Here is a 950-nt window from a genome sequence, read left to right as displayed (position 1 = left end):
ATAGGAGGGTAGGGGCGCACCGCCGTGCGCCCCATTGGCATCAATTTTAGAACAGCCCAGAAGAAGGTACACTCAACGCGCTATGAAACACATCACCCATCTCGCAACGCAAATCGAAAACGCGCTCCAACAAATCCTCCAACACGACGCCGACGCCCGCGCACGCGAAACAGGCTTCGTCCAACGCCAACGCAAACTCACAGGCAGCACCTTCGCCCAAATGATGGTCTTCGGCGCCGCCAGCAATCCCTGCCCCACCGACACAGACTGGACGCACGCAGCAACCTGCGCAGGCACGCCCCTCACGCCACAAGCCATCGAGCAACGCTTCACCCCCCAAGCTGCGCACTTTCTGTACGCCCTGCTCCAACGCTTTGCAGAGCGCGCCATCACCCTCTGCACGCCTGAGGTTGCCCCTCTGCTCCAACGCTTCGCGGGGGTCTTCATCAAGGACAGCACGGTGATTAGCCTGCCCAAAGCGTTAGCGACGCTCTGGCAGGGGGCTGGGGGCAGCACGGGGGCAACAGCGGCGGTCAAGGTGCAAGTGCGGTGGAACTTCGGCACAGGGCAACTGGACGGACCGACCCTGCAGCCTGCCCGTTGCCACGACCGCACCACGCCGTATACCGTAGACGACTTGCCTGCAGGGAGCTTGGAACTGGCGGACTTAGGCTACTTGTGTCTGGAGGAGTTGCAGGCAAAGCAGGCGTTGGGGCAGTATTTTGTGTATCGCTACAAGGTGGGCACGGCGGTGTTCACCGAGACGGGCGAGCCGTTGGACTTGCTGCAATGGTTGGCGCAGGTGGAGACGGTTGGCGAATGTCGGGTGTGGCTGGGGGCGTTTCGGTTGTCGGAGGCGAGCGTGAACCGTGCGCGTTGGCGGTTGCGGGAGTATGCGCGTAAGAAGGGCAGGCAACCGACGCAGGAGCGCGTTGCGTTGACGCAGTGGC

General features: G+C 62.5%; 1 protein-coding gene. It reads left to right on the top strand.

The annotated features are described in order from the left end of the window. Nucleotides 1-82: 82 nt before the first annotated feature. A partial coding sequence (locus NW837_RS15690) for a hypothetical protein (protein WP_414332624.1) occupies nucleotides 83-950 on the top strand: 868 nt, incomplete at its 3' end.

It is taken from the genome of Synechococcus sp. R6-10 (assembly GCF_047461815.1).
GTDB lineage: Bacteria > Cyanobacteriota > Cyanobacteriia > Thermostichales > Thermostichaceae > Thermostichus.
Note: the sequence above shows the minus strand (reverse complement) of the source record. Positions and strands in the feature narration are given on the sequence as shown.